This is a genomic window from Streptomyces bambusae, from assembly GCF_020532645.1.
GTDB lineage: Bacteria > Actinomycetota > Actinomycetes > Streptomycetales > Streptomycetaceae > Streptomyces > Streptomyces bambusae.
The window spans coordinates 84,659-106,104 of record NZ_JAJAUZ010000020.1; the positions used below are offsets into that span (position 1 = coordinate 84,659).

Genomic DNA, 21,446 nt, shown 5'->3' on the forward strand with positions numbered 1-21,446 from the left:
CGATTACGCCCCAAGTCCGGCCAGTTCCAGCCATCCCGCCACGGACCACTATCGTCAAAGCCGGCACTGCGCCGCCACCTCTCGTGGACCGCGTACTACACCCCTGCACGCGGCCCGCGTGGAACCGATCGTCTAAAGACCCGGCCCGATCGTTCCGCCCCGAACGGGCGCCCGGCGCAATGCCCTTTACCGCTGTGACCAAGTGCCGGTTGAGGGAGAACTCCGAGCATGAACCGCAAGACCCTGGTGCTGACGGCTGCCGCCGTGCTGCTCACCCCCGCGCTCGCCGCCTGCGGCAGCGCCACCGGAGGGGGAGCGGGCGGAGGCGCCATCGTGGTCGGCACCACCGACCGGTTCGAGGCAGCGGACTACGCCCCCGCCCCGTTCGACCCCGCCTACGCGTACGACGCCGGCACCTGGAACGTGCTGCGCCAGACCGTCCAGACGCTGATGCACATCCCGCGCGGCGGCGGCGAGCCCGTCCCCGAGGCCGCCGAGGACTGCCGCTTCACCGACGAGAGCAACGAGAGCTACCGCTGCACCCTGCGCGAAGGCCTCCAGTTCTCCAGCGGCGACCCGCTCACCGCCCAGGACGTCAAGTTCTCCATCGAGCGCACCCTGAAGATCAACGACGAGAACGGCCCCGCCGTCCTCCTCTCCACCCTCGACACCATCGAGACCAAGGGCGACGACACGGTCGTCTTCCACCTGAAGACCCCCGACGCCACCTTCCCGTACAAGCTGTCCACCCCCGCCGCGGGCATCGTCAGCAGCAAGAAGTACCAGGGCGGCGCCCTGCGCCCCGGCTTCGACGTGGACGGCTCCGGCCCGTACACCATGAAGGCCGAGGTCAAGGACAACCAGCTGGTCCGGGCCGTCTTCACCAAGAACGACAAGTACAAGGGCGACCTCAAGCTCAAGAACGACAAGGTCGAGCTGCGCTCCTTCGCCGACTCCGCCGCCATGGGCGAGGCCCTGGAGGACGGCGACATCCACATGATGTCCCGCAGCCTCTCGCCCGCCCAGATCGACGAGCTGGCCGGCAACCCGCCCAAGGGCGTCAAGCTCGTCCCGATGCCCGGCCTGGAGATCCGCTACCTCGGCTTCAACACCGAGGCCCCGGCCGTCAAGGAGAAGGCCGTCCGCCAGGCGATCGCCGCCACCGTCGACCGGTCCGCCCTCCTCGACAAGGTCTACGGCAAGGCCGCCGAGCCGCTCTACTCGCTGGTCCCCTCCAGCGTCGGCGGCCACGTCAACTCGTTCTTCAACAAGTACGGCGGCGAGCCCGACGCCTCCGCCGCGGCAGCCCTGCTGCGCCGCGCGGACGTCGCCACCCCCGTCAAGCTCACCCTGAACTACACGACGGACCACTACGGCGACGGCACCGCCGCCGAGTTCGAGGCCCTCAAGGCCCAGCTCAACGCCACCAAGCTGTTCGACGTCACCGTCCAGGGCACCCCGTGGGCCGACTACCGCCCCGCCCAGAAGAAGGGCGAGTACGCGGTCTACGGCCTCGGCTGGTTCCCCGACTTCCCGGACGCCGACAACTTCCTCGCACCGTTCCTCGAGGAGGGCAACTTCCTCAACACGCCGTACGCCAACGGCACGGTGCGCAACAAGCTGATCCCCGAATCCCGGCGCACCGGCGACCGCACGGTCGCCGCGCAGACCTTCGGCCGGATCCAGGACATCGTCGCCGAGGACGTGCCGGTGCTGCCCCTGTGGCAGGCCAAGCAGTACGTCGCCGCACGCGACGGGATCACCGGTGTGGAGTGGTCGGTCAACTCCATCTCCGACCTTCAGCTGTGGGAGCTCGGCCGCGGCGTCAGCGGCTGATCCACCCGGCAAACCGGCAGCGGATGGCGCGGGCCGGCGGACACCAGAGTCAAGACAGTGAGGCACGTTCGCGTGAACAGACGTAACCAGTGGTTGGCGGCCCCGCTCGGCGCGGTCACCGCGGCAGCCCTGCTCAGCGGTTGCGGTACGGAGGATGCGGGATCCAAGGGCACCGGCAAGTCGGTGGTCATGGGGATGTCCGACAAGGTGGCGGCCACGGACCCGGCCTCCGGTTACGACGCCGGCTCCTGGCTCCTGTTCAACAACGTCTTCCAGACCCTGCTCAGCTTCCCCAAGGGCAGCACGTCCCCCGAGCCCGACGCCGCCCAGAGCTGCGGCTTCGAGGACGGCGCCAGCAAGGTCTACCGCTGCACCCTGAAGTCCGGGCTGAAGTTCAGCAACGGCAACACGCTCACCGCGAAGGACGTCAAGTACTCCTTCGAGCGCACCCTGAAGATCAACGACCCGAACGGGCCCGCGGTCCTGCTCTCCTCCATCGAGAGCATCGAGACGCCGGACGACAAGAGCGTCGTCTTCCGCCTCAAGAACTCCGACGCGACCTTCCCCAGCAAGATCGCGGCCGGCGCCGGCTCCATCGTCGACCACCGGGAGTACCCGGCCGACAAGCTGCGCACCGACGGCAAGGCCACGGGCTCCGGCCTCTACACCCTCGAGTCGTTCGACGGGGACAGCGCCAAGTTCGCCGTCAACGGCTCGTACACCGGCCAGGCCGAGGCGAAGAACTCCGGCGTGACCATGAAGTTCTTCCACAACGACCAGGCGGCCCTCAAGCAGGCACTGGAGAAGGGCGACATCGACTTCGCCTTCCGCGGCCTGGCCGCCGCCGACATCGCGGGCCTGGGCACCGGCGCCGAGCAGATCGACGTCGTCCAGGGCACCGGAGCCGAGGTCCGCTACCTCGTCTTCAACACCGAGGACCCGGTCGCCGGCAAGAGCGCCGTCCGCAAGGCCATGGCCTACCTCGTCGACCGCGAGGCCCTGGTCCGCGACGTCTACAACGGCACCGCCACCCCGCTGTACTCGATCATCCCGTCCGGGATCAGCGGCCACACCACGCCATTCTTCGACCGCTACGGCGGCACCCCGCAGCCCGCCAAGGCCAAGGCCGCCCTGCGCAAGGCCGGCATCACCGACAAGGTGAAGATCACCCTCTGGTCCACCCCGTCGCGCTTCGGCCCGGCCACCGACCAGGAGTTCCAGGCCATCGCCAAGCAGCTCAACGCGAGCGGCCTGTTCGAGGCCGAGGTCAAGTCCGTCGAGTACGACCAGTACGAGAAGGACGTCGCCGCCGGCCGCTACGGCGTCTACGTCAAGGGCTGGATCCCCGACTACCCCGACGCGGACAGCTTCAGCCAGCCGTTCTTCGGCGAGGGCAACGTCCTCAACAACCGCTACGAGAACGCGACGATCACCGGGAAGATCCTCCCGAAGACCGCCGCCGCATCCGACCGGTCGGTCACCACGGGCGACTACGCCCAGCTCCAGAACATCGTCGCCGACGACGTCCCCGTCCTGCCGCTGTGGCAGAGCAAGCAGTACGCCGTGGCCCGCGAGAACGTCACCGGACTCCAGTGGTCCCTCGACGCCTCCACCGTCTTCCGCTTCGGGGAGATCAGCAAGAGCAGCTGACGCCACCCCGGCCGGCCCCGCGCCGACCGGGAACGGCACCGCCCCCGGCGCCCGCAAGGGCACCGGGGGCGGTCGCAAGGGCACCGGGGGCGGTCGCGCGTCCGGGCTGCGCAGCACGGGCGCTACTGGGCGGCCCCGGGCCGCACCAGACCGCTCTCGTACGCGTACACGGCCGCCTGCACCCGGTCCCGCAGCCCCAGCTTCGTCAGCACGTGCCCCACGTGCGTCTTCACCGTGGTCTCGCTCACGAACAGGTCCGCCGCGATCTCCGCGTTCGACAGCCCCCGCGCCACCAGCTTCAGCACGTCGACCTCCCGCTCGGTCAGCGAGCCCAGCGTGTCCGGAACCGGCTGCTCGCCCGACGGCAGATGACCCGCGTACTTGTCCAGCAGCCGCCGCGTGATGCTCGGCGCGAGCATCGCCTCACCGCCCGCCACCACCCGGATCGCCTGCACCAGCTCGTTCGCCGGCGCGTCCTTCAGCAGGAAGCCGCTCGCACCCGCGCGCAGCGCCTCCACCACGTACTCGTCCAGATCGAACGTGGTCAGCACCAGCACCTTCGCCGGACCGTTGCGCTCCGGACCGGTGATCTGCCGGGTCGCCTCCACCCCGTCCATCCGCGGCATCCGGATGTCCATCAGCACCACGTCCGGCTGCAGCGCCCGCACCTGGTCCAGCGCCTGCAGACCGTCCCCGGCCTCACCCACCACCACCAGGTCCTGCTCGGCCTCCAGGATCATCCGGAAACCGGTGCGCAGCAGCGGCTGGTCGTCGACCAGCAGGACACGGATAGCCACGGAGAACCTCACATCGTCGGGCGGATCGCGCAGTCCCGCCCATTCTGCCCTGAGCCCGAGATCAGCCCTCCGCCGGGCGCTCCCCGCCGCCCCGGCGCACGATCTCCAGCGGATACACCGGGGGAGTGCCGCCGAACTCCGGACACACCGCCTGATGATCACACCAGCCGCACAGCTTCGTCGGCCGCGGCCGCCACTCGCCCGTCTCCGTCGCCTCCCGGATCGCCGACCACAACGCCAGCAGCTTCCGCTCCACCCGCTCCAGATCCGCCGGCACCGGGTCGTACGTCAGCACCTCGCCACTGCCCAGGTACACCAGCTGGAGCCGGCGCGGCAGCACCCCCTTCAGCCGCCGCACCACGAGCGCGTAGAACTTCATCTGGAACAGCGCACCCTCCGCGTACTCCGGCCGCGGCGCCTTCCCCGTCTTGTAGTCGACGATGCGCACCTCACCCGTCGGCGCCACGTCCACCCGGTCGATGATCCCGCGCAGCCGCAGCCCCGACTCCAGCTCCGTCTCCACGAAGAACTCCCGCTCCACCGGCTCCAGCCGGGTCGGGTCCTCCAGCGTGAACCAGCGCTCCACCAGCGACTCGGCCTCCGCCAGCCAGCGCGTCAGCTCCACGCCCTCCGGATCCTCCGCGAACAGGCCCGCCAGCTCCGGCTTCGCCTCCAGCAGCCGGTCCCACTGCCCCGGGATCAGCGCCTTCGCCCGCGGCGCCGTCCGCTCCGCCGCCGGATGGTCGAAGAGCCGCTCCAGCACCGCGTGCACCAGCGTGCCCCGGGTCGCGGCCGCACTCGGCTTCTCCGGCAGCCGGTCGATCACCCGGAACCGGTACAGGAGCGGGCACTGCATGAAGTCACTCGCCCGCGACGGGGACAGCGAAGAAGGCGCCGCGGCATCGCCGCCACCCGGACCGGGGATCGTCGTCATGACGAAGACCCTACGGCCCGCCACCGACAGCCCGCGCATACCATCGACCCCAGGGACCCTTGCGCAGCATGATCGAATCATCACCGCACGCAGCGGAACCGGGACCCCCGAACCACGGAAAACCGGCACAGCCCCCCACGAACCGACCAGCCGAGCGAAGGACAGCAGTGGCCGACACCGACACCCCGGAAGGCCCCGCGGACACCGCACCGAACGGACGACGGCGCCCCGACCCCGGCGGCGGCCTCCTCATGGGCCGCCCCTTCGGCGTGCCCGTCTACGTCTCACCCAGCTGGTTCCTCGTCGCCGCCCTCATCACCTGGGTCTTCGGCGACCGCCTCGAAACCGTCCTCCCCGACCTCGGCGGCGGCCGCTACCTCGTCGCCCTCTTCTTCGCCGTCGCCTTCTACGCCTCCGTCCTCGTCCACGAACTCGCCCACACCGTCGCCGCACTCCGCTACAAGCTCCCCGTGCGCCGCATCCGGCTCCAGTTCTTCGGCGGCGTCTCCGAGATCGAAAAGGAATCCGAGACCCCCGGCCGCGAATTCGTCCTCGCCTTCGTCGGCCCCCTGCTCTCCCTCGTCCTCGCCGGCCTCTTCTACGCCGGCATGCAGACCACCCGCCCCGGCAGCATCCCCGGTGTCCTGTTGGCGGGACTGATGATCTCCAACCTGATCGTCGCCGCCTTCAACCTGCTGCCCGGCCTCCCCCTCGACGGCGGCCGCATGCTCCGCGCCGTCGTCTGGGGCCTCACCGGCCGCCCCATGACCGGCACCGTCGCCGCCGCCTGGACCGGCCGCGCCCTCGCCGTCGCCGTCCTCGTCGGCCTGCCCTGGCTCACCCGCAGCGAGCTCCTCGGCAACCGCGCCGAAGAACTCACCGGCATGGAAACCGTCACCGACGCCCTCCTCGCCGCCATCCTCGCCGCGATCATCTGGACCGGTGCCGGCAGCAGCCTGCGCATGGCCCGCCTCCGCGAACACCTGCCCCGGCTCCGCGCCCGCACCCTCACCCGCCGCGCCATCCCCGTCGAGGCCGCCACCCCGCTCTCCGAAGCCCTCCGCCGCGCCAATGAGGCCGGCGCCCGCGCCCTCGTCGTCGTCGACGCCCACGGCGAACCCACCGCCCTCGTCCGCGAGGCCGCCCTCGCCTCCGTCCCCGCCCACCGCCGCCCCTGGGTCGACGTCGGCACCGTCTCCCAGGACCTCACCGACGGCATGAAGGTTTCCGCAGAGCTCGCCGGCGAAGACCTCCTCGAAGCCCTCCGCACCAGCCCCGCCACCGAATACCTCGTCGTCGAGGAGACCGGCGAGATCTACGGCGTCCTGTCCACCCAGGACGTCGAGACCGCCTTCGTCCAGGCCATGGCGCGGCCCCACTCCTGACACCCAATACACTGGTCACATGTCCGAACCGACCGGTGCCGCCCGCCGACGCGGGCCCTTCAAGGTCGGGGACCAGGTCCAGCTCACCGACCCCAAGGGACGCCACTACACGTTCACGCTCGAAGCCGGGAAGAATTTCCACACCCACAAGGGTTCCTTCCCCCACGACGAGCTGATCGGCGCTCCCGAGGGCAGTGTTGTCCGTACCACGGGGAACGTCGCGTACCTCGCGCTGCGACCCCTGCTCCCCGACTACGTCCTGTCCATGCCCCGCGGCGCCGCCGTGGTCTACCCCAAGGACGCGGGCCAGATCCTGGCCTTCGCCGACATCTTCCCCGGCGCACGCGTCGTCGAAGCGGGCGTGGGCTCCGGCTCGCTCAGCAGCTTCCTGCTGCGCGCCATCGGCGACCACGGAATGCTCCACAGCTACGAGCGCCGCGCGGACTTCGCCGAGATCGCCAAGGACAACGTCGAGCGCTACTTCGGCGGCCCCCACCCCGCGTGGCAGCTGACCGTCGGCGACCTCCAGGACAACCTGTCCGACACCGACGTCGACCGCGTCATCCTCGACATGCTGGCACCCTGGGAATGCCTGGACGCCGTCAAGAAGGCGCTCGTCCCCGGCGGCATCCTCTGCTGCTACGTGGCCACCACCACCCAGCTCTCCAAGACCGTCGAGTCCATCCGCGAGATCGGCTGCTTCGCCGAGCCGCAGCCCTGGGAATCGATGATCCGCAACTGGCACGTGGAAGGCCTCGCCGTCCGCCCCGACCACCGGATGATCGGCCACACCGGCTTCCTCGTCACCGCCCGCCGCCTCGCCGACGGAGTCGAGCCCCCGCTGCGCCGCCGCCGCCCCGCCAAGGGCGCCTACGGCGAGGACTACGAGGGCCCCGGCTCCGGATCCGGCCAGCGCGGCTGACACCCGCAGCACCCAACACCAAGGCGCCGCGGCGCAGTTCCCCGATCGACCCGGGAACTGCGCCACGGCGCCCTTTCGTTGCCCCGGCCGCAGAACGCGCCACCCGCGCCCCGACCGGCACACCCCCCACGGACCCGGCCGTTCCGCCGCCGTGTGAGGTGTGGCACGATGCTGGCTCTCCCCTTCCGAAACCGCCGGCCCGCGCCCCCCAGGAGCCACCCGCGTGCACACCCCCGCCGTCCCGGACCCGGCCCACACCCGCACCCGGCCGGTCCACTGGATCGCCACCGCGGCCGCCCTCGCCGCCGTCGTGACCGCCGCCGGCCTCCTCCAGCCCGCCGCGGCCGGCACCCCCGACGCCCACGGAGCCCCCGGCGCCCCCGTCGTCGAAACCCCGGTCATCGACGCCGCCGCCGTCACCTACCCCCTGGACTGCCGCGGAGCCGGACAGGACATCACCGCCCGCGCCACCGGCGACCTCGACGGCGACGGCCGCCCCGAAACCGTGGCGGCCGTCCGCTGCGCCGCCGGCCTCGGCACCCCGCCCAACGGCGTCTACGTCCTCACCGCCGGCCCCGCCGGCCCCCGGGTGGTCGCCACCCTCCTCGACCCCGCCGAACGGCAGAACGCCATCGCGCTCACCGTCCGCGGCGGCACCGTCACCGCCACCCTGCTCGGCTACTCCACGCCCGACGTACCGCGCTGCTGCCCCGACACCAGCGCCACCGCCAAGTGGCGCTGGAGCGGCGGCAAGTTCCTGCGCACCACGGCCGAAACCAAGCGTGTGTGACCCGTCACTCCGCGTCGGGCCCGTACACCTCGACCGAGTCCGAAACCCGCCGCACGTGGATGCAGTCGCCCGGACACTCCTTCGCCGAATCCACCACGTCCCGCAGCAGCGGCAACGGCACCGGAGTGGTCGCCCCCGGCTCCTGCAGCAGCTCGTCGTCCGCACTCTTCACGTACGCCAGACCGTCGATGTCGAGCTCGAAGACCTCGGGCGCATACTGCACGCAGATCCCGTCCCCAGTGCAGAGATCCTGGTCGATCCAGACCTCCAGGGCCTCCTGGCTCGCGTCTGCGCCGCCACCCGGGGCCTCCTGCTGCACGGTCATATCTCCTGCCGTTCCCTGCGCACTGTGATCCAACGTGACGCAAGTCGCGCCGCCCCTGACGGGTGTTGAACGCTTCGACCTTACAACCGGCTGCTTTCCGATGTTGAAGCGTGGGTATTTCCCTGGCGTGAGGGAGTACGCAAGGGTGAAGATCGGACACACCCCTACCGTCTTTGTGATCTAGGGGTTTCAATCACCACCAGCCCAGGTAGGGTCAGGAAGCGTCCAGCTCCCCTTGGAGGAGGTGAGGACCGTGGCAGCCCACGACGACGACATCAACCGCGGCATCCGGCCGGGGCGGGGGTCTGAAGACCCCGCCGGCCAGGTTGCCTATCTCGAGCAGGAAATCGCCGTCCTGCGCCGCAAGCTCGCCGACTCTCCGCGGCACACGAGGATTCTCGAAGAGCGGATCGTCGAGCTGCAGACGAATCTGGCGGGCGTCTCCGCTCAGAATGAGCGGCTCGCCAATACGCTCCGTGAGGCCCGAGACCAGATCGTGGCCCTCAAGGAGGAAGTGGACCGGCTCGCTCAGCCGCCGGCCGGTTTCGGTGTCTTCCTTCAGGCAAATGAAGACGGCACCGTCGACATCTTCACCGGAGGCCGCAAGCTCCGCGTGAACGTCAGCCCCAGCGTCGACCCGGAAGACCTCCGGCGCGGCCAGGAGGTCATGCTCAACGAAGCGCTCAACGTGGTCGAGGCCATGGAATTCGAGCGCGCCGGCGACATCGTCACCCTCAAGGAGATCCTCGAGGACGGCGAGCGCGCCCTCGTCGTCGGACACACCGACGAAGAGCGCGTGGTCCGCCTCGCGGAACCGCTCCTCGACATCACCATCCGCCCCGGCGACGCCCTCCTGCTGGAGCCCCGCTCCGGCTACGTCTACGAGGTCGTCCCCAAGAGCGAGGTCGAGGAACTCGTCCTCGAAGAGGTCCCGGACATCGACTACGACAAGATCGGCGGCCTGGGCGACCAGATCGAGCTGATCCGCGACGCAGTCGAGCTCCCCTACCTCTACCCCGACCTCTTCAAAGAGCACGAACTGCGGCCCCCGAAGGGCATCCTGCTCTACGGCCCGCCCGGCTGCGGCAAGACGCTCATCGCCAAGGCCGTCGCCAACTCCCTTGCCAAGAAGGTCGCCGAGGTGACCGGGAAGGCAGCCGGGAAGTCGTACTTCCTGAACATCAAGGGCCCCGAACTCCTCAACAAGTACGTCGGCGAGACCGAGCGGCACATCCGCCTCGTCTTCCAGCGGGCCCGCGAGAAGGCCAGCGAGGGCACCCCCGTCATCGTCTTCTTCGACGAGATGGAATCCCTCTTCCGCACCCGCGGATCCGGCGTCAGCTCGGACGTGGAGAACACCATCGTCCCCCAGCTGCTCGCCGAGATCGACGGCGTGGAGGGCCTGGAGAACGTCATCGTCATCGGCGCCTCCAACCGCGAGGACATGATCGACCCGGCCATCCTGCGCCCCGGCCGGCTCGACGTGAAGATCAAGATCGAGCGTCCGGACGCCGAAGCGGCCAAGGACATCTTCGCGAAGTACCTCAAGGCCACCCTCCCGCTGCACGCCGACGACCTCGCCGAGCACCAGGGGTCCTCCGGCGTCGCGGTCGCCAGCATGATCCAGACCGTCGTCGAGCAGATGTACGCCGAAACCGAGGAGAACCGCTTCCTCGAGGTCACGTACGCCAACGGCGACAAGGAAGTCCTCTACTTCAAGGACTTCAACTCCGGCGCCATGATCCAGAACATCGTGGACCGGGCCAAGAAGATGGCCATCAAGGCCTTCCTCGACCAGAACCAGAAGGGCCTCCGCGTCTCCCACCTCCTCCAGGCCTGCGTGGACGAGTTCAAGGAGAACGAGGACCTGCCCAACACCACCAACCCGGACGACTGGGCCAGGATCTCCGGAAAGAAGGGCGAGCGGATCGTGTTCATCCGCACCCTCGTCACCGGAAAGCAGGGCGCGGACACCGGACGCTCCATCGACACGGTGGCCAACACCGGTCAGTACCTCTGACCCACCGGGGCGGCTGCGGGTGCCCTGCACGGGCACCCGCAGCCGACTGCTTTTCAGCCGGTCGCCACCGCCACGGCAATGACCGAAATGATCTCCCCACCAGAGCCCACCCGCTCTAGGCTTTTCCGTACCGCCGCATCCGCAGTGCGGGGACGGGCACCGCACACGCACCGGACCACCAGCGGTACTTGAGCGCCGCTCCCGGAGGGGAGCGCCGCCGGGCAAGGAGGGCCGCATGACCGTACGGCGAGTAATGGGGATCGAGACGGAGTACGGGATCTCCGTCCCCGGTCACCCGAACGCCAATGCCATGCTCACCTCGTCCCAGATCGTCAACGCGTACGCGGCGGCGATGCACCGGGCGCGCCGCGCCCGCTGGGACTTCGAGGAGGAGAACCCGCTGCGGGACGCCCGCGGCTTCGACCTCGCCCGCGAGGCCGCCGACAGCAGCCAGCTCACCGACGAGGACATCGGCCTCGCCAACGTCATCCTCACCAACGGGGCACGGCTCTACGTCGACCACGCCCACCCCGAGTACAGCTCCCCGGAGATCACCAACCCGCGGGACGCCGTCCTCTGGGACAAGGCCGGCGAACGGATCATGGCCGAGGCCGCCGAACGGGCCGCACAGCTGCCCGGCGCCCAGCCGATCCACCTGTACAAGAACAACACCGACAACAAGGGCGCATCGTACGGCACGCACGAGAACTACCTGATGAAACGGGAGACCCCGTTCTCGGACATCGTGCGCCACCTCACGCCGTTCTTCGTCAGCCGGCAGGTCGTCACCGGCGCCGGCCGCGTCGGCATCGGCCAGGACGGCCGCGAGCACGGCTTCCAGATCAGCCAGCGCGCCGACTACTTCGAGGTCGAGGTCGGCCTGGAGACCACCCTCAAGCGGCCCATCATCAACACCCGCGACGAGCCGCACGCCGACGCCGAGAAGTACCGCCGGCTGCACGTCATCATCGGCGACGCCAACCTCTCCGAGATCTCCACCTACCTCAAGCTCGGCACCACCGCCCTGGTGCTCTCCATGATCGAGGACGGCTTCATCACCGTCGACCTGGCCGTGGACCAGCCCGTGCGCACCCTGCACCAGGTCTCCCACGACCCCGACCTGCGCCACATGATCCAGCTGCGCAGCGGGCGCACGCTGACCGCGGTGCAGCTCCAGATGGAGTACTTCGAGCTGGCCCGGAAGTACGTGGACGAGCGGTTCGGCTCCGACGCGGACGAGCAGACCCGGGACGTGCTCGGCCGCTGGGAGGACGTCCTCGGGCGGCTGGAGAGCGACCCGATGAGCCTGTCCGGCGAGCTGGACTGGATCGCCAAGCGGGAGATCCTGGAGGGCTACCGGCGCCGCGACGGCCTGGACTGGGACGCGGCCCGGCTGCACCTGGTCGACCTCCAGTACTCCGACGTACGGCCCGAGAAGGGGCTGTACAACCGCCTCGTGGCCCGCGGCAAGATGAAGCGGCTGCTGGACGAGCCGGGGGTGGAACGGGCCGAGAGCAAGCCGCCGGAGGACACCAGGGCCTACTTCCGCGGCCGCTGCCTGGAGCAGTACGCGGACGACGTGGCCGCGGCCTCCTGGGACTCGGTCATCTTCGACCTCCCCGGGCGGGACTCCCTCCAGCGGGTGCCCACCCTGGAGCCGCTGCGCGGCACCAGGAACCACGTCAAGGAGCTCCTGGACCGCTGCCGCACGGCCGAGGACCTGGTCCGGGTCCTTTCGGGCGGCTGACCGGGGCTAAAGCCACGGCGCCTGGGAATCATGGACATGAAGCGCAGAGAACCCGGGCGTTCCTGAAATGACCGGCCCGAAACCGGGGCTCTGAATGTAGGGTCTGAGCAGGGTCTGATCTTGAGATTCCGTCCCCGGAATCTCTCCACGAGCGTGCGAACCGAGCGGGGTGAGGGAGACATGGCGACCAAGGACACCGGCGGCGGACAGCAGAAGGCCACGCACTCGACGGAGGAGGTCGAGGAGCAGGCGGCAGAAGCCCAGTCCGACCTCAAGGAGAGGCAGGAGAAGCTCTCCGACGACGTCGACTCCGTTCTGGACGAAATCGATGATGTGCTCGAGGAGAACGCGGAGGATTTCGTGCGGTCCTTCGTTCAGAAGGGTGGAGAGTGACTTCGCCTTAGAATCCAAGGCGGGGTCGCTGTGAGGGGGGCTTGATCTGTGGATCGGAAGCAGTGTGGGCGATGTCGGCAGATGAAGTCGCTTGATGCCTTCGCCTCGAATCGGGCCATGCGGGACGGCCTGCAGTGCTACTGCAGGCCGTGCGCAGCCGAGTACCACCAGCAGAGGCAGACGGCGCGGGGCGTGAACGTCCGCCCTAGGGTGGAGACCCCCGCAGGACACAAGTACTGCCGCAAGTGCAAGCAGATCAAGCCTCACTCGGAATGGGACCGGAACAAGTCGGCCTCCGACGGGTTCTCGACCCGTTGCAAGCCGTGCCGCGCTTCGGAGAACCGCGCCAGTCATCTCAAGCGCTCTTACGGGCTCACCGAGGCGGAACGTGACCTGATGATCGCAGAGCAGGGCGGCCTGTGCCTGATCTGCCGTAGGGTCCCCGCGGTGCATGTGGATCATTGCCATGAGACGGGTAAGGTCCGTGGCGTACTGTGCTTCAACTGTAATTCGGCCATCGGAAAGTTGGGAGACGATCCCGACACCCTTCGGCGGGCGATCGCATACCTGGAGGGAAACGCGTGGAAGCAAAAAACTTGAGCACCGGGCGTCTTCCAGCAGCCTTCCTGACGCCGGGGTCTTCGTCCTTCATGGACTTCCTCGGCAGTCACTCTCCCGAGATGCTGCCGGGGAACCGGAAGCTGCCGGAGGGAATCGTCGAGGCGCCGCACGGGACGACCATCGTGGCGGCGACGTTCCCCGGGGGTGTCGTGCTCGCCGGTGACCGGCGGGCGACCATGGGGAACATGATCGCGCAGCGGGACATCGAGAAGGTGTTCCCGGCGGACGAGTACTCCGCGGTCGGCATTGCCGGCACCGCCGGCCTGGCCGTGGAGATGGTGAAGCTGTTCCAGCTGGAGCTGGAGCACTTCGAGAAGGTGGAGGGCGCGACGCTCTCCCTGGAGGGCAAGGCGAACCGCCTGTCCACCATGATCCGCGGCAACCTCGGCATGGCCATGCAGGGCCTGGCCGTCGTCCCGCTGTTCGCCGGCTGGGACGAGGGCAGGGAGAAGGGCCGGATCTTCTCGTACGACGTCACGGGCGGCCGGTCCGAAGAGCACGGCTTCGCGGCCACGGGTTCGGGCTCGATCTTCGCCCGCGGGTCGATGAAGAAGCTGTACCGCCCCGATCTGACGGAGGAGGAGGCCACCACGCTGGTCGTGCAGGCGCTGTACGACGCCGCCGACGACGACTCGGCGACCGGCGGCCCGGACCTCGCCCGCCGGATCTTCCCCATCGTCACCGTCATCACGGACGAGGGCTTCAGGAGGCTCACCGAGGACGAGTCCTCGGCACTGGCCCGCTCGGTCACCGAGCACCGCCTGGAGCAGCCCGACGGGCCGCGCGCGGCCCTCCTCTGAGTCCTCGTCACCCGAGAAGAAAGGGACGGACAGCCGGTGTCGACTCCGTTCTACGTCTCCCCCCAGCAGGCGATGGCCGACCGGGCGGAGTACGCCCGCAAGGGCATCGCCCGCGGCCGCAGCCTCGTCGTGCTGCAGTACGCCGACGGCATCGTGTTCGTCGGTGAGAACCCGTCCCGCGCGCTGCACAAGTTCAGCGAGATCTACGACCGCATCGGTTTCGCGGCGGCCGGCAAGTACAACGAGTACGAGAACCTGCGGATCGGCGGTGTGCGCTACGCCGACCTCCGCGGATACACCTACGACCGCGACGACGTGACGGCCCGTGGGCTGGCGAACGTGTACGCCCAGACCCTCGGCACCATCTTCTCCTCGGCGGCCGAGAAGCCGTACGAGGTGGAGCTGGTGGTCGCGGAGGTCGGGGCGACCGCCGCGGGCGACCAGATCTACCGCCTCCCGCACGACGGGTCGATCGTGGACGAGCACGGCTCGGTCGCGGTCGGCGGCAACGCCGAGCAGATCAGCACCTTCCTCGACCAGCGGCACCGGGACGGCATGACGCTGTCGGAGGCGCTGAAGCTCGCGGTCCAGGCGCTGTCGAACCAGACCAACGGTGCGGACCGGGAGATCCCCGCGGACCGGCTGGAGGTCGCGGTGCTGGACCGGACCAGGTCGCAGCAGCGGAAGTTCAAGCGGATCCGGGGCCGGCAGCTGGAGCGGCTGCTGGAGCCGGTGGTGGCGGCGGAGGCCCAGGCCGACGCCGTGTCGAACGACGAGGCGCCGGAGGAGTCCGCGTAGCCTCCGGAGCCCGGTGCCCCGGTCCGCCGTGTGCGGGCCGGGGCACTGCCGTGTCCGGGGCGGGGTCAGCGGGGGAGCGGCGGGGGTGCGGTGGAGCCGCGGACCTTGAGGGTGACGGGGAGGTCGGGTGACTCCCAGGGGCGGCCTTCGAGGACGGTGAGGAGGGCGTGCATGCCCTGCTCGCCGACCCGCTCGGCGGGCAGGGCGACGGTGGTCAGCTCGGGCTCGACCGCGCCGGCGAGGGCCAGGTCGTCGAAGCCGGTGACGGACAGGTCCTGGGGGATGCGCAGGCCGAGCCGGCGGGCGGCCTTGCAGGCGCCGGCGGCGAGGATGTCGTCGTCGCAGACGACGGCGGTGGGCCGCTCGGCGGCCTCGGTGAGGAAGGCCTCCAGGGCGGTGCGGCCGGCGTCGACGTTGAGGGCGGCGCGGACGGTGCGCAGCCGGGCGCCGGCCCGGCCGAAGGCGGTGGCGAGGGCGTCGGCGCGGACGTCGAAGGTCCAGGTGTCGACGGCGGCGGCGAGGTGGACGACGTCGCGGTGGCCGAGGTCGAGGAGGTGGCCGGCGATCTGGTGCATGCCGTCGGCGAGGGCGACGTTGACGAAGGCGGCTGCGGTGCCGGCGGCGGGGTTGCTGTCGAGCATGACGAGGGGGAGTTCCTCGCCGTGGATGGCGTCGAGGGCGCCGGCGGCCATGGAGGAGGCGATGACGCCGTCGAGGGCGGCGCGGGCGGAGGGGAAGGGGTCGCGGGCGGGGCCGGTGCCGTCGGGGGAGAGGTAGAGGACGACGCCGAAGTCGTGTTCGGCGGCGATGCGGGCGGCGCCGGTGTAGACGCGGGCGAAGAACTCGTTGGTGAGGGCGGGGACGACGAGCAGGGCGGTGCGGGTGCGGCCGAGGCGGAGGTTGCGGGCGGCGAGGTTGGGGCGGTAGCCGAGGGTGCGGGCGGTGTCGCGTACCAGGCCGGCGGTGCGCTCGGAGACGCGGCCGCGCCACTTGTCGCCGAGGACGAGGGAGACGGTGGCCTGGGAGACCCCGGCGGCCCGGGCGACGTCGCGGCTGGTGGGCCTGGTCACAGGTGCTCTCCGGGAGTGCAGGTCAGACGGTGGGTGGGCGGTGCGGGAGTGGACCCGCCGCTGGGGGACATGGTACGTATGACGGCGTTGGTTATACGTATTACCCCGGAAGGGTCCGGGCGGAGAGGGGCGGACATGGCCGCGGGATACGCGGAACTGCTCAGGACCCGGCATGCCGCGCGCCTGCTGGCGGGCACGCTGATCGGGCGGCTGCCCAACGGCGTCGCGTCGATCGCGATCGTGCTGTTCGTGCGCGGCGAGGGCGGCAGCTACAGCCTGGCGGGTGCGCTGGCGGCCGCGTACGGCGTGGCGAACGCGGTGGGGCAGCCGCTGCTGGGGCGGGCCGTCGACCTGTACGGGCAGCCGCGGGTGCAGCTGCCGGCGGCGGTGGTGTCGGCCCTGGGCATGGCGGGTCTGGCGTTCTCGGGGATCGGGTCGGCGCCGCTGGCGTACGGCTCGGTGGTCGTGGCGGGTCTGTTCACCCCGCCGCTGGAGGGCGGTCTGCGGGCGCTGTGGCCGAGCGTGCTCGGCGGCCGTGAGGACCGGGTGCACGCGGCGTACGCGCTGGACGCGGTGGCCCAGGAGGTCATGTACACGGTGGGTCCGCTGGTGGTGACCCTGTGCGTGTCGCTGTGGTCGCCGCAGGTGGCGCTGCTGGTGCTGAACGCGGCGGGGGTGCTGGGCGCGCTGTCGGTGGTGGTCTCGGAGCCGTCGCGGACCTGGCGGTCGGCGCCGCGCGAGGCGCACTGGCTGGGTGCCCTGCGGTCGAAGGGCCTGCTGGCGCTGCTGGGTGCGTTCTTCTTCGTGGGTGCCGCGCTCGGTTCCATCGCGGTGGCCGCGATGGCGTACGCGGACCACCACGGCGGTGCGACGGTGTACGGCTGGCTGATGGCGGCGCTGGGCCTGGGTGCGCTGGTCGGCGGCGTGACGTACGGGGCGCGGCAGTGGGCCGGTCCGGCGGAGGGGCGGCTGCGGACTCTGGTGGCGCTGCTGGCCCTGGGCTACGTGCCGCTGCTGCTCCTGCCGGGTCCGGTGGCGATGACGGCGCTGACGGCGCTGGCGGGTGTGTTCCTGGCGCCGGCGATCGCGTGTGCGTTCATCGTGGTGGACCGGCACGCGCCGCGCGGCACGGTGACGGAGGCGTTCTCGTGGCTGGTGACGTTCTTCGGTGTGGGGGCGGCGATCGGTACGGCGCTGGCGGGTCCGGCGGTGGAGTCCGGGGGTGCGGCGCGCGGTTTCGGCGTGGCGGTGGCTGCGGGTGTGGCGGCGTGGCTGGTGCTGACGGCCACTCAGCGGGTGCTGTCGGGTCCGGGCCGGAGCGTGGCGGTGGCGGGTTCGCCGGCGGCTCCGGCGGAGGTGCCGGCCGGCGACTCATCGGAAAATGATCGGAACGCCGCTCTCGAACCCGGTTTCAGAACACAGCAGAAGGCGTAATGTTCAGTCATGGACCGCCGCATTTTCGGGCTGGAGAACGAGTACGGCGTCACGTGCACGTTCAGGGGACAGCGCCGACTGTCTCCTGACGAAGTGGCGCGCTACCTCTTCCGCCGTGTCGTCTCATGGGGCCGCAGCAGCAATGTCTTCCTGCGGAACGGTGCCCGTCTGTACCTCGACGTGGGTTCGCATCCGGAATATGCAACTCCCGAATGTGACAACGTGACCGAGCTGGTCACCCACGACAAAGCGGGCGAGCGCATTCTGGAGGGCCTGCTCGTCGACGCCGAACGCCGTCTGCACGAGGAGGGAATCGCGGGCGACGTCTACCTCTTCAAGAACAACACCGATTCCGCGGGCAACTCGTACGGCTGCCACGAGAACTATCTGGTGGCGCGGCACGGGGAATTCTCGCGGCTGGCCGACATCCTCATCCCGTTCCTGGTGACCCGGCAGCTGATCTGCGGGGCCGGCAAGGTGCTGCAGACGCCGCGCGGTGCGGTGTACTGCGTGAGCCAGCGTGCGGAGCACATCTGGGAGGGCGTCAGTTCCGCGACCACCCGGTCGCGGCCGATCATCAACACCCGGGACGAGCCGCACGCGGACGCGGAGCGGTACCGGCGCCTGCACGTGATCGTGGGCGACTCGAACATGTCCGAGACGACGATGCTGCTGAAGGTCGGGGCCACCGATCTGGTGCTGCGCATGATCGAGGCGGGCACGGTGATGCGGGACCTGACCCTGGAGAACCCGATCCGGGCGATCCGCGAGGTCAGTCACGACATCACGGGGCAGCGCAAGGTGCGGCTGGCGAGCGGCCGGGAGGCCTCGGCGCTGGAGATCCAGCGGGAGTACTACGACAAGGCCGTGGACTTCGCGGAGCGGCGCGGGATCCGGACCGGGACGGTCGAGCAGGTCCTGGAGCTGTGGGGCCGTACGCTCGACGCGGTCGAGCAGGAGGACCTGGACCGGATCGGAACCGAGATCGACTGGGTCATCAAGTACAAGCTGATCGAGCGGTACCGGGCCAAGCACAACATGACGATGTCGAACCCGCGGGTCGCGCAGATAGACCTCGCGTACCACGACATCCACCGGCGGCGGGGTCTGTACTACCTGCTGGAGCGCAAGGGGCAGGCGGCGCGGATCTGCAACGACCTGAAGATCTTCGAGGGCAAGTCGGTGCCCCCGCAGACCACTCGGGCGCGGCTGCGCGGTGACTTCATCCGCCGGGCGCAGGAGCAGCGCCGGGACTTCACGGTGGACTGGGTGCACCTGAAGCTCAACGACCAGGCGCAGCGGACCGTGCTGTGCAAGGACCCGTTCCGGTCGGTGGACGACCGGGTGGAGAAGCTGATCGCGGGCATGTAGCACGGACGTCGCGTGCGTGTCGCGCACCACAGGGCCCCGTACGGTTCTCGTACGGGGCCCTGACTACGCCTTAGAGTGGCGGCGACCGTTGCCGTCTGAGATCTGAGGAACACGTGCGCCGACTTGCCGGCCTGCTGGTCGTCCCCCTGCTGCTGCTGTCGACAGCGGCCTGTGGCGACGACTCGGGCAGCTCCGACTCCGCCACCATGAAGAACGGCGCTCCCGCCATCACCGCGGGCGCCAAGTTCGGGGAGAAGCCCACCCTGGCGAAGGGGGAGGGGGAACCCCCGAAGAAGCTGAAGGTCGTGGTGATCAGCGAGGGCAAGGGCCCGGCGCTGAAGAAGGGCGACGCGGCCGATGTGAACTACCTCGGCCAGACCTGGGACGGCACGGAGCCGTTCGACAACAGCTTCGACCGCGGGGAGCCGTTCCAGCTGACGATCGGCGCGGGCGGCGTCATCAAGGGCTGGGACCAGGGCCTCGAGGGTCAGAAGGTCGGCAGCCGCGTCGAGCTGGTGATCCCGCCGGACCTGGGTTACGGCGCTGCCGGTTCGCCGCCGAAGATCAAGGCGAACGCGACGCTGGTGTTCGTCGTCGACATCGTGAAGGCGAAGACGATCCCGCTGTCCGCGACGGGCAAGGCCGTGCCGCAGGACGACAAGGCGCTGCCGCAGGTCGGGACGAACACCGACGGCAAGGAGCCGTCGCTGAAGGTGCCCGCGGGCGAGGCGCCGGCGAAGCTGGTGTCGAACTACGTGATCGAGGGCACCGGCCCGGTCGTGAAGCCGACGGACACCGTCGTCGTGAAGTACGTGGGCAAGATCTGGAAGGGCGACAAGCTCTTCGAGAGCACCTACGCGCAGGGCAACACGGTGAACTGGCCGCTGGACCAGCTGACCGTCAAGGGTCTGAAGAACGGCATCGCGGGCAAGAAGGCGGGCAGCCGGGTGCTGCTGGTCCTGCCGCCGTCGGAGGGCTTCGGGGAGAAGGCGAACGGCGCCATCCCGGCCAAGTCGACGCTGGTGTTCGCGCTCGACATCCTCACGGTGGTGTAAGACTGTCCCGGTTGACCTGTTTTAGTTTGAGGAGCTGTTCGTGAGCAAGCTGGAGAAGCCCGAGATCGACTTCTACGAGGACGGCGTTCCGGCCGACCTGGTGATCAAGGACCTCTGGGAGGGCGACGGCGCCGAGGCCAAGGCGGGGGACTTCGTCAAGGTCCACTACGTGGGTGTCGCCCTCTCCACGGGCGAGGAGTTCGACGCCTCCTGGAACCGCGGGAACCCGCTGGAGTTCAAGCTGGGCGCCGGCCAGGTCATCACGGGCTGGGACCGCGGCATCCAGGGCATGAAGGTGGGCGGCCGCCGCCAGCTGGTGATCCCCGCGCACCTCGCCTACGGCGACCGCGGCGCGGGCGGCGCGATCGCCCCGGGCGAGACGCTGATCTTCGTGTGTGACCTGATGGGTGTCTGATCCGGACAGCCGCGATCAGTGAGGGGCCCCTGCCGGACGGCGGGGGCCCCTCGCTTTTGCGGGGGCGCGGCGGGGCGGTACGGTCAACGGTCACGACTGTGTACGGATGCGGGGAAGGGCGTCGATGGCGATTGCCAAGGCCGAGCGGCTGATGAACCTGGCACTGTGTCTGCTGGGGACGCGGCGGCCGCTCAGCAAGCGCGAACTGCGCGGGTCCATCGAGGCGTACATGGAGGCCGCGAACGACGAGGCCTTCAACCGGATGTTCGAGCGGGACAAGGACGACCTGCGCGAACTGGGCCTGGTCATCGAGACGGTGGAGAACATCGAGGGCGAGACCGGCTACCTGGCGCGCCGGGACCGCAACCGGCTGCCCCCGGTGTCGCTGGACGCCGAGGAGGCGGCCGCGCTGGGGCTGGCGGCGAAGGTCTGGCAGCAGGCGCGCCTCGCCGGGGCGGCCAGCGGTGCCCTGCAGAAGCTGCGGGCGGCGGGCATGCCGGAGGCGGGTGATCCGTTCGAGGGCCAGCACAGCGCGATCGAGCCGCGGATCCCCGTGCACGAGGCGGCCTTCGAGCCGCTGATGCTCGCCTGCCGGGACCGGCGGCCGGTGGTCTTCGACTACCGCAAGTCGAACGCGGCGCGGCCGGAGCAGCGGCAGGTCGAGCCGTGGGCGCTGGAGTGCTGGCGCGGCCAGTGGTACCTGGCGGGCTTCGACCGGGAGCGCGGCGCGGAGCGGGTGTTCCGGCTGTCGCGGATCACCGGCAAGGTGAAGTCGCGGGCCGGGGCCTACACGGCCGAGGTGCCGGACGTGGTGACGGTGCGGGAGACCGTGGCGGGCTGGGCCGGGGAGACGGCCGACCGGTCGGCGCTGATCCGGCTGCGGTCCGGGGCCGGCTACCCGCTGCGCGCCAAGGCCTCCGCGGTGCGGGAGCTGGGCGGCGGCTGGGACGAGCTGGAGATCCCGTACGGGCACGGACTGGACGCCTGGCTGGTCGAGTTCGGGCCGGACGTGGTGGTGCTGGAACCCGCGGACCTGCGGGCTGATGTGGTGGACCGGCTGCGAGCCGTGGCCAAGGGCTGAGG

The 21,446-nt window shown here is 70.1% G+C and carries 20 protein-coding genes; 16 read left to right on the forward strand and 4 right to left on the reverse strand.

The annotated features are described in order from the left end of the window. Positions 1-228: 228 nt before the first annotated feature. Together LG634_RS16440 and LG634_RS16445 are read left to right on the forward strand one after the other, a co-directional pair. A complete protein-coding gene (locus tag LG634_RS16440; protein WP_226734564.1) occupies positions 229-1,836 on the forward strand; it encodes an ABC transporter substrate-binding protein in 1,608 nt (535 codons plus the stop codon). A 72-nt stretch (positions 1,837-1,908) separates the two neighbouring features. Continuing rightward, positions 1,909-3,486: an ABC transporter substrate-binding protein gene (locus LG634_RS16445; RefSeq protein WP_226734565.1), complete on the forward strand. Its 1,578-nt coding sequence runs from the start codon at positions 1,909-1,911 to the stop codon at positions 3,484-3,486. A gap of 122 nt (positions 3,487-3,608) precedes the next feature. Here the strand turns inward: LG634_RS16445 and LG634_RS16450 are convergent, their stop codons facing one another. Further along, entirely contained in the window at positions 3,609-4,283 is a 675-nt protein-coding gene (locus LG634_RS16450; RefSeq protein WP_226734566.1) for a response regulator, read from the reverse strand. Between the two features lie 61 nt (positions 4,284-4,344). Further along, entirely contained in the window at positions 4,345-5,217 is an 873-nt protein-coding gene (locus LG634_RS16455; RefSeq protein WP_226734567.1) for a RecB family exonuclease, read from the reverse strand. A gap of 251 nt (positions 5,218-5,468) precedes the next feature. Between LG634_RS16455 and LG634_RS16460 the strand changes: the two genes are divergently transcribed. The 3 genes from LG634_RS16460 (at position 5,469) to LG634_RS16470 (ending at position 8,314) form a co-directional block, all read left to right on the forward strand. Continuing rightward, a complete protein-coding gene (locus LG634_RS16460) occupies positions 5,469-6,602 on the forward strand; it encodes a site-2 protease family protein (protein WP_443729016.1) in 1,134 nt (377 codons plus the stop codon). A gap of 19 nt (positions 6,603-6,621) precedes the next feature. Then, positions 6,622-7,524: a tRNA (adenine-N1)-methyltransferase gene (locus LG634_RS16465; protein ID WP_226734569.1), complete on the forward strand. Its 903-nt coding sequence runs from the start codon at positions 6,622-6,624 to the stop codon at positions 7,522-7,524. A 223-nt stretch (positions 7,525-7,747) separates the two neighbouring features. Then, positions 7,748-8,314 carry a hypothetical protein gene (locus LG634_RS16470; protein WP_226734570.1) on the forward strand — a complete coding sequence of 189 codons (567 nt, stop codon included), beginning with the start codon at positions 7,748-7,750 and terminating at the stop codon, positions 8,312-8,314. A 4-nt stretch (positions 8,315-8,318) separates the two neighbouring features. On the opposite strand, the gene LG634_RS16475 is transcribed toward LG634_RS16470, so the two are convergent. Continuing rightward, a complete protein-coding gene (locus LG634_RS16475) occupies positions 8,319-8,639 on the reverse strand; it encodes a ferredoxin (protein WP_226734571.1) in 321 nt (106 codons plus the stop codon). A gap of 253 nt (positions 8,640-8,892) precedes the next feature. Between LG634_RS16475 and arc the strand changes: the two genes are divergently transcribed. The 6 genes from arc to prcA all read left to right on the forward strand — a co-directional run bounded on the left by arc (position 8,893) and on the right by prcA (position 15,018). Next, positions 8,893-10,659: a proteasome ATPase gene (arc, locus tag LG634_RS16480; protein WP_226734572.1), complete on the forward strand. Its 1,767-nt coding sequence runs from the start codon at positions 8,893-8,895 to the stop codon at positions 10,657-10,659. Positions 10,660-10,894: 235 nt separating this feature from the next. Next, the gene (gene dop, locus LG634_RS16485; protein WP_226734573.1) at positions 10,895-12,406 is read left to right on the forward strand and encodes a depupylase/deamidase Dop; all 1,512 of its coding nucleotides are present in this window, start codon (positions 10,895-10,897) and stop codon (positions 12,404-12,406) included. 180 nt (positions 12,407-12,586) lie between these two features. After that, the gene (locus tag LG634_RS16490) at positions 12,587-12,799 is read left to right on the forward strand and encodes a ubiquitin-like protein Pup (RefSeq protein WP_226734574.1); all 213 of its coding nucleotides are present in this window, start codon (positions 12,587-12,589) and stop codon (positions 12,797-12,799) included. A gap of 396 nt (positions 12,800-13,195) precedes the next feature. Then, positions 13,196-13,399, forward strand: a complete 204-nt coding sequence (locus LG634_RS38220; RefSeq protein WP_308072517.1) for an endonuclease VII domain-containing protein — start codon at positions 13,196-13,198, stop codon at positions 13,397-13,399. Next, complete coding sequence (prcB, locus tag LG634_RS16500; protein ID WP_226734576.1) at positions 13,381-14,220, forward strand: proteasome subunit beta; 840 nt, start codon at positions 13,381-13,383, stop codon at positions 14,218-14,220. The genes LG634_RS38220 and prcB overlap by 19 nt, the downstream gene beginning before the upstream one ends. 36 nt (positions 14,221-14,256) lie before the next feature. Next, positions 14,257-15,018, forward strand: coding sequence for a proteasome subunit alpha (gene prcA, locus LG634_RS16505; protein WP_226734577.1), 762 nt, complete (start codon positions 14,257-14,259; stop codon positions 15,016-15,018). A 65-nt stretch (positions 15,019-15,083) separates the two neighbouring features. On the opposite strand, the gene LG634_RS16510 is transcribed toward prcA, so the two are convergent. Next, positions 15,084-16,088, reverse strand: coding sequence for a LacI family DNA-binding transcriptional regulator (locus LG634_RS16510; protein ID WP_226734578.1), 1,005 nt, complete (start codon positions 16,086-16,088; stop codon positions 15,084-15,086). Between the two features lie 135 nt (positions 16,089-16,223). On the opposite strand from LG634_RS16510, the gene LG634_RS16515 reads away from it, so the two are divergent. The 5 genes from LG634_RS16515 (at position 16,224) to LG634_RS16535 (ending at position 21,444) form a co-directional block, all read left to right on the forward strand. Beyond that, positions 16,224-17,522: an MFS transporter gene (locus LG634_RS16515; RefSeq protein WP_226734579.1), complete on the forward strand. Its 1,299-nt coding sequence runs from the start codon at positions 16,224-16,226 to the stop codon at positions 17,520-17,522. 9 nt (positions 17,523-17,531) lie between these two features. Further along, complete coding sequence (gene pafA, locus LG634_RS16520; RefSeq protein WP_226734580.1) at positions 17,532-18,893, forward strand: Pup--protein ligase; 1,362 nt, start codon at positions 17,532-17,534, stop codon at positions 18,891-18,893. 113 nt (positions 18,894-19,006) lie between these two features. Next, complete coding sequence (locus tag LG634_RS16525; protein ID WP_226734581.1) at positions 19,007-19,948, forward strand: FKBP-type peptidyl-prolyl cis-trans isomerase; 942 nt, start codon at positions 19,007-19,009, stop codon at positions 19,946-19,948. 40 nt (positions 19,949-19,988) lie between these two features. Then, positions 19,989-20,363, forward strand: coding sequence for an FKBP-type peptidyl-prolyl cis-trans isomerase (locus LG634_RS16530; RefSeq protein WP_308072516.1), 375 nt, complete (start codon positions 19,989-19,991; stop codon positions 20,361-20,363). Positions 20,364-20,487: 124 nt separating this feature from the next. Then, positions 20,488-21,444: a helix-turn-helix transcriptional regulator gene (locus tag LG634_RS16535; RefSeq protein ID WP_226734582.1), complete on the forward strand. Its 957-nt coding sequence runs from the start codon at positions 20,488-20,490 to the stop codon at positions 21,442-21,444. The last annotated feature ends 2 nt before the right edge of the window (positions 21,445-21,446 follow it).